Origin of the sequence: Streptococcus sp. VTCC 12886, assembly GCF_049893425.1 — a bacterium.
GTDB lineage: Bacteria > Bacillota > Bacilli > Lactobacillales > Streptococcaceae > Streptococcus > Streptococcus suis_AA.
On record NZ_JBMVJB010000050.1, the window covers coordinates 1 to 8,144 of the forward strand.

An 8,144-nucleotide genomic window follows, 5' to 3' on the forward strand; every position below is an offset into this window, starting at 1 on the left:
TGTAAATAGAAAAAGGTTCCAGAGTCGACAGGACTTTGGATCCTTTTTCAATATACCTTGTTATTGGGCGGTTACGAAATTTTACCAATCTTTTTTTATTTCATTTTCTAAATATTTTTCTTGCAAAGGGTTGCAAAAAGGACTAAAATGGAACATGTTCTGGAGGTGTTTATGTATCAAACGACAGTAAAAGGGAAAGGTCTGTTTCAGGCAATTTCTCAAGGTTATGGTGAACCGGTTCATACCTTTGGTGTGACGGAGAAGGGGGAGACTCCCGTTAGTCTAGTCAACATTGGCTTAGCTGCCTGCGTCACCATGTGTGTCCAGGGTTATTATGCCAGCAAAGAAGGCAATAAAACTATGCCTGTTCAGGTGGAGAGTCGTTTGGATAATGAGCACATTGAAGTGTTGATTGGAATCGGAGAGGAGGTCTCTTCGGAAAAGCAGGAAAAGATTCTTGCATACGTTGAACAAAAGTGTAAAGTTAAAGCTCTTTTAAAAGAAAGTATTATATTTGAGGCAAAATTTTATGTCTTAGAAAGTGTGGAGTAAGATGTTTTTAGCAATTGAAGAGATGCGGCAGAATAAGCTGCGTTATGGCTTGATTTTAGGATTGTTAATTCTAATTTTCTACCTTGTCTTTTTCCTGACTGGTTTGGCTTATGGTCTCATGCAGGAAAATAAAACAGCAGTTGATAAATGGCAGGCAGATTATGTCTTGCTTAATTCAGAAAGCAATCGCTTGATTACAGCGTCAAAAATTGATACAGCTTTGCTTGACCAAGTAGATGCTGGTGACAAGGCCTTGATTCGCCAACAGGCAGGAGTTGCATATGTGGATAAAGATGCTGCAACTGATGAAAAAGAGAATGTCAATATCTTTGCGGTTGAAACAGATAGTTTTATCGTACCGAATATTGTAGAAGGTCGTTTGTATGAAAAAACTGGAGAAGTCGTTGTAGACAAAACCTTGTCAGAGGTAGAAGATTTTGGAATTGGAGATCAAATCTATCTGTCAGGTTCTGATGAAAAAGTGACTATTGTTGGGTATACAGATAATGCTTATTTTGGCGTGGCACCTGTCGTTTATATGGGTTTTGATGCATTTTCAGAATTAATGCAGGCAGATAAGCAACAGGCAGCTACTAGTAGTCTGGCCAGTGCCATTGTCATTCGTGGAGATGTCTCCTCAGTACCGGATGAGTTGGAAAAAGTTGCCATTGCAGATTTCATTGAATATCTGCCAGGATATAAGGCTCAAAATATAACATTCGGCTTTATGATTGGTTTCTTGGTCGTCATTTCTGCTATTGTGATTGGTATTTTTATCTTTGTTTTGACAACACAGAAATCTCCGATTTTTGGTTTGATGAAAATTCAAGGTCTTTCAAATGGCTATATCTCAGGTTCTGTACTGGCTCAAACCTTCCTTCTGGCTGGTTTGGGAACTGTCGTTGGATTGGCTGGAACGTATTTATCGTCCCTTGTCTTGCCAAGCGCTGTGCCATTTGAAAATAACTGGACCTTCTATATCGTAATCGGTCTAGCTCTTGTTATATTTGCCCTATTAGGTGCTAGTTTCTCTGTACGTTCTATCTTTAAGGTAGATCCATTACAAAATTTATCTTAGGAGGTTGTTATGAAAACACTTATTTTTGAAAATATTAGTAAAACCTTCCAAGACGGTAGTCAAACTATTACAGCTCTCAAACCGACTAATTTTAGTATTGAAGAAGGTGAGTTTGTTGCAATCATCGGACCGTCCGGGTCCGGGAAATCAACTTTTTTGACCTTGGCAGGAGGTCTACAAACACCAACAACAGGTCGTGTGTTAATCAATCAATCAGACTACTCTGATCTACCAGAAAAGAAACGTGCTCAACTACGCTATAAGGATATTGGCTTTGTCTTGCAGGCTTCTAATTTGATTCCATTTTTGACAGTCGAAAAGCAATTAACCTTGGTTGATAAGGTCAATAAGAAAGCCAACCCAAACAAACATCAAGAAATTCTGGCAGATTTGGGAGTGGCCCATCTTAAAAACAAGTTCCCTAAGGATTTGTCAGGTGGAGAACGTCAGAGGGTAGCAATTGCACGTGCACTCTACAATGACCCAGCCTTGATTCTAGCTGATGAACCGACAGCCAGCCTAGATAGTAACCGGGCCTTTGAAGTAGTGGAACTTCTAGCTAAAGAAGCAAAGGAACGAAATAAATCCATCATCATGGTGACACATGACCAGCGCATGATAGAAAAATGCGACAAGGTATATGAGATGAAAGATGGTGTCCTCACTCAAGTTCGGTAAAAAGTGGTATAATGGAAAGAGCGAAAGCTCTTTTTTAGTTTATTGGAGAAAACCATGAAATTAACCCTACACGAAGTTGCTCAGGTCTTGGGCGCAAAAAACGATATTAGTCTTTATCCCGATACAGCACTCAACAAGGTCGAGTTCGATAGCCGTTTCGTCACAACTGGTGACCTCTTTGTTCCCCTCAAGGGAGCGCGTGACGGTCATGACTTTATTCCTGTGGCTTTTGAAAATGGCTGTGCGGCAACCTTGTCTGAAGTCAGCCTTGATGTTCCTCACATTCTAGTAGAGGACTGCTTGGCTGCGCTTCAACAATTAGCGGCCTACTACCTAGAGAAAACGGAGGTAGAAGTCATTGCTGTGACAGGCTCAAACGGTAAAACAACCACCAAGGATATGATTCATGATATCCTTGCAACTACATACAAGACTTACAAAACACAAGGCAACTATAACAACGAAATCGGTCTGCCTTACACTGTTCTCCATATGCCAGATGATACAGAAAAACTGGTATTGGAAATGGGGCAGGACCACTTGGGAGACATTCATCTCCTATCTGAAATTGCCAAACCAACTCTATCAGTTATTACCCTTTTTGGAGAAGCCCATCTGGAATTTTTCGGCTCACGAGAAGAGATTGCCAAAGGAAAATTACAGATTGCGGATGGAATGGAGCCAGGTAGTAAACTCTTGATCCCAGCAGATCCGATTGCGGATAAGCTCTTGCCGAGCCATGTGGATCTCGTTCGTTTTGGTGAACAGGGAGATTTGCAAGTAACAAGTTTGGTTGAATCGAAGGATAGCCTGACCTTCACCGTAAACTTTATGGACGGAGACATTTTCCTCCCAGTAACGGGCAAGTACAATGCCACCAATGCCATGGTAGCAAGCTATGTGGGCAAAATCTTGGGTGTGTCCGATGAGGCAATCACCTCAGCCCTAGCAAGTCTTAACTTGACCCGCAACCGCACCGAATGGAAGAAGGCAAGAAACGGAGCAGACATTCTCAGTGATGTCTATAATGCCAATCCAACTGCCATGCGATTGATTTTGGAAACCTTCTCTAGCATTCCAGCAAATGAAGGTGGCAAGAAAATCGCAGTTTTAGCAGATATGAAAGAACTGGGTAGCCAGTCCGTCAATCTCCACAATCAGATGATTCTAAGCCTATCGCCTGATGTGCTAGATACCGTCATTTTCTACGGTCAGGATATTGAAGAGTTAGCTCAGCTGGCTAGTCAGATGTTTCCAATTGGAAAAGTCTATTTCTTTAGGAAAAATGCTGAGCAGGATCAATTTGAAGATCTGGTGAAACAAGTCAAGGAGGTCCTAGGAGCACAAGACCAAATCCTCTTTAAAGGCTCCAATTCCATGAAACTTGGAAAAGTGGTGGAGGCATTGGAAGTTAAATAGACTTGATTTGAAAATTCCTTTTATTTCAGATATAATAAGAGAGTTGCAGTAGCAGCTCTTTTACTTTAGAGTTGCTCAATCAAAGAATGAGGATTATCCAATGTAGACTATATAAAATCAGGGCCAAGCTCTGCTATGTATCAAAAAAAAGAAAATGAAAAGGAAAAAAGATGTCACTACAAGAAGAAATTAAGAAACGCCGCACCTTTGCGATTATCTCTCACCCGGACGCTGGTAAAACCACTATTACCGAGCAATTGCTTTATTTTGGTGGAGAGATTCGTGAGGCAGGTACAGTCAAGGGGAAAAAGACTGGTAACTTTGCTAAGTCTGACTGGATGGATATTGAGAAACAACGTGGTATCTCTGTTACTTCCTCTGTTATGCAGTTTGACTATGCAGGTAAGCGTGTCAATATCTTGGATACACCAGGTCACGAAGACTTCTCAGAAGATACTTATCGTACTTTGATGGCGGTGGATGCGGCTGTCATGGTGGTGGACTCTGCCAAAGGTATCGAGGCTCAGACCAAAAAGCTCTTTGAGGTTGTTAAGCACCGCAATATTCCCGTTTTCACCTTTATCAACAAGTTGGACCGTGATGGCCGAGAGCCACTTGATTTATTGCAGGAGTTGGAAGAAGTCTTGGGAATTGCCAGCTATCCAATGAACTGGCCAATCGGAATGGGAAAATCCTTTGAGGGACTCTATGACCTTCACAATAAACGTTTGGAGCTCTACCGTGGTGAAGAGCGTTTTGCAAGTTTGGACGAGGGTGACAGGCTCTTTGGATCTAACCCATTCTATGCCCAAGTTCTGGACGATATCGAGCTCTTGGCGGAAGCTGGAAATGAATTTTCAGAGCAGGCCATTTTGGACGGTGATTTGACACCTGTTTTCTTCGGATCAGCCTTGACAAACTTTGGTGTTCAGACCTTCCTTGATACCTTCTTGGAATTTGCTCCAGAGCCACATGGTCACAAGACAACGACAGGGGACGTTATTGACCCACTCAACAAAGACTTTTCAGGTTTTGTTTTCAAAATTCAAGCCAACATGGACCCGCGTCACCGCGACCGTATTGCCTTTGTCCGTGTGGTTTCAGGTGAATTTGAACGCGGTATGGCGGTTAACCTGCCTCGTACAGGCAAGGTAGCTAAGTTGTCCAACGTGACGCAGTTCATGGCCGAGTCCCGTGAGAATGTAGAAAATGCAGTTGCCGGTGACATTATTGGGGTTTACGACACAGGAACCTATCAGGTAGGGGATACCTTGACCGTAGGAAAGAACAAGTTTGAATTCGAACCGCTACCGACTTTCACACCTGAAATTTTTATGAAAGTTTCTGCCAAAAACGTCATGAAACAAAAATCCTTCCACAAAGGAATCGAGCAACTAGTGCAAGAAGGTGCTATCCAGCTCTACAAGAACTACCAGACAGGCGAGTATATGCTGGGTGCCGTTGGACAGCTCCAATTTGAAGTTTTTAAACACCGCATGGAAGGTGAATACAATGCTGATGTAGTCATGACCCCAATGGGTAAAAAGACTGTCCGCTGGATCAAGCCAGAAGACCTAGATGAGCGTATGTCATCAAGTCGCAACATCTTGGCCAAAGACCGCTTTGACCAACCAGTTTTCCTCTTTGAAAACGACTTCGCCCTCCGCTGGTTCGCGGACAAATATCCTGATGTGGAGTTGAAAGAGAAGATGTAACAAACATCTGGGAGATGTTTGCTATCGGGAGATGGGAACTGACGGTAGTCAGTTTACCATTGAATAAAGTCCGGGTGGATTAAAAATATAAAAGCGAGGCTTGTTAAGTGAACTGATTCAGCTGGTCACCTTAAAACGAAAAAGTGACCATAGAAACCCGAGCCCATAGATGATAAAGCGAGGTGAAAGGTTGGAGATGAGAGCCAACGGGAGTCGGCTTACCTAATTTCAAACTTTTGCGTTTATATAAAACTAGCTTACTATATATGATGGCAAAAACTTCCTAGAGGTTTTTGCTTTTTTTATTACCAGTTTTTAGGTAAAATAGATAAAAATCAACAAAGGAGTCAAATAATGGGACTATTTTCAGGTTTGCTTGGTAATGCTTCGCAATTAAATAATGACAAAATTGAGCAGGAATTAGAACATGTATTGTTGGACAATGAACAGGTTGAGATGGCTTTCAGCTTGGTTCGTGACTTGATTGTATTTACGGAATATCGTTTAATTTTGGTGGATAAACAAGGAGTGACTGGGAAGAAAGTATCCTATAAGTCTATTCCTTATCGCTCTATTTCGCGCTTTACAGTAGAAACATCAGGACATTTTGATTTGGATGCCGAGCTCAAAATTTGGATTTCTTCGGCTGCAGAACCTGCTGAAATTCTTCAATTTAAGAGTGATAAAAGTGTGATTGCCATTCAAAAAGCCTTAGCTACTGCCGTTTTAGAAAAATAGTTACTAATTCAAAGATTCTAATAGATGGTATTTCGTTTTGAAAAATGAATTTAGAAATAAATTTTTTATTGAATGACATATTAAAAAAGCAGAGTAGTGGAATCTGCTTTTTATGAAAACGTATTATTTTTATTTTAAAAGTATTTACTAACGATTATTCCTAGATTGTGTTATACTAGGTAAGTTGCAAGTCTGATACTGGTTAGTTCGCTGCCAGTGGAAATAATTGTTACAAATAACGTGAGATAAGGTAGCTTCGCACTGCCTTTTAGAAAAGAGAAAACATTGAAATTTACCGAATTAAACTTATCCGAAGATATTTTACTTGCTGTTGAGAGGGCAGGTTTTGAAACGCCATCACCAATCCAAGAGCAAACGATTCCGCTTGCTTTGGAGGGAAAAGATGTGATTGGTCAAGCCCAGACAGGTACGGGAAAAACTGCAGCCTTTGGGCTACCTACTCTAAATAAAATCGACACAAGTAATCCAACTGTTCAAGCTTTAGTTATTGCTCCTACGCGAGAATTGGCAGTTCAAAGTCAGGAAGAGTTATTCAAATTTGGTCGTGATAAAGGCGTAAAAGTTCGCTCGGTTTACGGTGGTTCTAGTATTGATAAGCAAATAAAGGCCCTTCGATCAGGTGCCCACATAGTTGTCGGTACACCAGGACGTCTATTAGATTTAATTAAACGTAAAGCTTTACGTTTGGATGGAGTTGAAACTCTTATTCTTGATGAAGCTGACGAAATGCTCAACATGGGTTTCTTAGATGATATTGAAGCAATCATCGAACGTGTACCTGTGAGTCGCCAAACACTTCTATTTTCTGCAACTATGCCTGAACCAATTAAGCGCATTGGTGTCAAGTTCATGAAAGAACCAGAGCATGTTAAGATTGCATCCAAGGAATTGACCAATGTCAACGTTGAACAGTACTTTGTTCGTGTTAAAGAGCATGAAAAGTTTGATACGATGACACGTTTGATGGATGTTGACCAGCCAGAATTATCCATTGTTTTTGGTCGTACCAAACGCCGTGTCGATGAGTTGACCCGTGGCTTAAAATTGCGTGGGTTCCGTGCTGAAGGTATTCATGGTGATTTGGACCAGAATAAACGTCTCCGTGTCATTCGTGATTTTAAAAATGATCAGATTGATGTCCTTGTTGCGACAGACGTTGCAGCCCGTGGTTTGGATATATCAGGTGTAACTCATGTCTATAACTACGACATTCCTCAAGATCCAGAAAGCTATGTTCACCGTATTGGCCGTACAGGGCGCGCCGGTCTATCAGGTCAATCTATTACCTTTGTTTCGCCAAATGAGATGGGCTACTTAGCTATCATCGAAGATCTAACCAAGAAGCGTATGAAGGGGCTCAAGTCTGCGACTGCACAAGAAGCTTTTGAAGCTAAGAAAAAAATTGCTTTGAAAAAGATTGAACGTGATATGGCTGACGACACCATCCGTAGCAATTTTGACAAGTTCAAGAAAGATGCTATGCAGTTAGCGGCTGAATTTACCCCTGAAGAATTAGCACTTTATGTATTAACTTTGACTGTTCAAGATCCGGATAGCCTGCCAGAGGTAGAAATTGCGCGTGAAAAACCATTGCCATTTAAATTTGCTCCTGGACAAGCCAAGGGCAAGGGTGGACGTGGTGGCCGCGACCGTGATCGTGGTGGCCGTCGTCGTGATGGAGACCGCAATCGTGATCGTGGAGGACGCCGTAGTGACCGCACTGACCGCACTGACCGCGACCGTCGTGATGACAAGGTTAAACGCGACAACCACCGTCAGGACAACAAAAAATCACACCAACGTACATCAAGTGAAAAGAAAACAGGATTTGTTATCCGAAATAAGGGTGAGAGATAAACCTTATTTGGCTCTTTGTCAACTGTAGTGGGTAGATGAAAAGCTAACACCTAGAGAGGACGAACTTCGCTCTCTCTTTCTTTATG

General features: G+C 41.7%; 7 protein-coding genes. All 7 read left to right on the forward strand.

The genetic code is table 11. The annotated features are described in order from the left end of the window. Window positions 1-171 precede the first annotated feature (171 nt). Window positions 172-552 (forward strand): OsmC family protein, encoded by a 381-nt coding sequence (locus ACPC57_RS10935; protein WP_172025425.1) that lies wholly within the window; start codon window positions 172-174, stop codon window positions 550-552. A gap of 1 nt (window position 553) precedes the next feature. Beyond that, entirely contained in the window at window positions 554-1,630 is a 1,077-nt protein-coding gene (locus tag ACPC57_RS10940) for an ABC transporter permease (RefSeq protein WP_434066953.1), read from the forward strand. Between the two features lie 9 nt (window positions 1,631-1,639). Beyond that, on the forward strand, window positions 1,640-2,308 hold the full coding sequence (locus ACPC57_RS10945) for an ABC transporter ATP-binding protein (RefSeq protein WP_217374824.1): 669 nt from the start codon (window positions 1,640-1,642) through the stop codon (window positions 2,306-2,308). 54 nt (window positions 2,309-2,362) lie between these two features. Continuing rightward, window positions 2,363-3,727 carry a UDP-N-acetylmuramoyl-tripeptide--D-alanyl-D-alanine ligase gene (locus ACPC57_RS10950; protein WP_434064991.1) on the forward strand — a complete coding sequence of 455 codons (1,365 nt, stop codon included), beginning with the start codon at window positions 2,363-2,365 and terminating at the stop codon, window positions 3,725-3,727. Between the two features lie 170 nt (window positions 3,728-3,897). Further along, entirely contained in the window at window positions 3,898-5,442 is a 1,545-nt protein-coding gene (locus tag ACPC57_RS10955) for a peptide chain release factor 3 (protein ID WP_217374826.1), read from the forward strand. Window positions 5,443-5,796: 354 nt separating this feature from the next. Continuing rightward, entirely contained in the window at window positions 5,797-6,180 is a 384-nt protein-coding gene (locus ACPC57_RS10960) for a PH domain-containing protein (RefSeq protein WP_024391270.1), read from the forward strand. Window positions 6,181-6,465: 285 nt separating this feature from the next. Next, entirely contained in the window at window positions 6,466-8,058 is a 1,593-nt protein-coding gene (locus ACPC57_RS10965; RefSeq protein ID WP_434066954.1) for a DEAD/DEAH box helicase, read from the forward strand. Window positions 8,059-8,144: the final 86 nt, after the last annotated feature.

What these genes read in the sequence shown, in the direction of transcription:
- ACPC57_RS10955 (WP_217374826.1), top strand. Translation starts at nt 3,898, where the DNA reads ATGTCACTACAAGAAGAAATTAAGAAACGCCGCACCTTTGCGATTATC.
- ACPC57_RS10945 (WP_217374824.1), top strand. Translation starts at nt 1,640, where the DNA reads ATGAAAACACTTATTTTTGAAAATATTAGTAAAACCTTCCAAGACGGT.
- ACPC57_RS10935 (WP_172025425.1), top strand. Translation starts at nt 172, where the DNA reads ATGTATCAAACGACAGTAAAAGGGAAAGGTCTGTTTCAGGCAATTTCT.
- ACPC57_RS10950 (WP_434064991.1), top strand. Translation starts at nt 2,363, where the DNA reads ATGAAATTAACCCTACACGAAGTTGCTCAGGTCTTGGGCGCAAAAAAC.
- ACPC57_RS10940 (WP_434066953.1), top strand. Translation starts at nt 554, where the DNA reads ATGTTTTTAGCAATTGAAGAGATGCGGCAGAATAAGCTGCGTTATGGC.
- ACPC57_RS10960 (WP_024391270.1), top strand. Translation starts at nt 5,797, where the DNA reads ATGGGACTATTTTCAGGTTTGCTTGGTAATGCTTCGCAATTAAATAAT.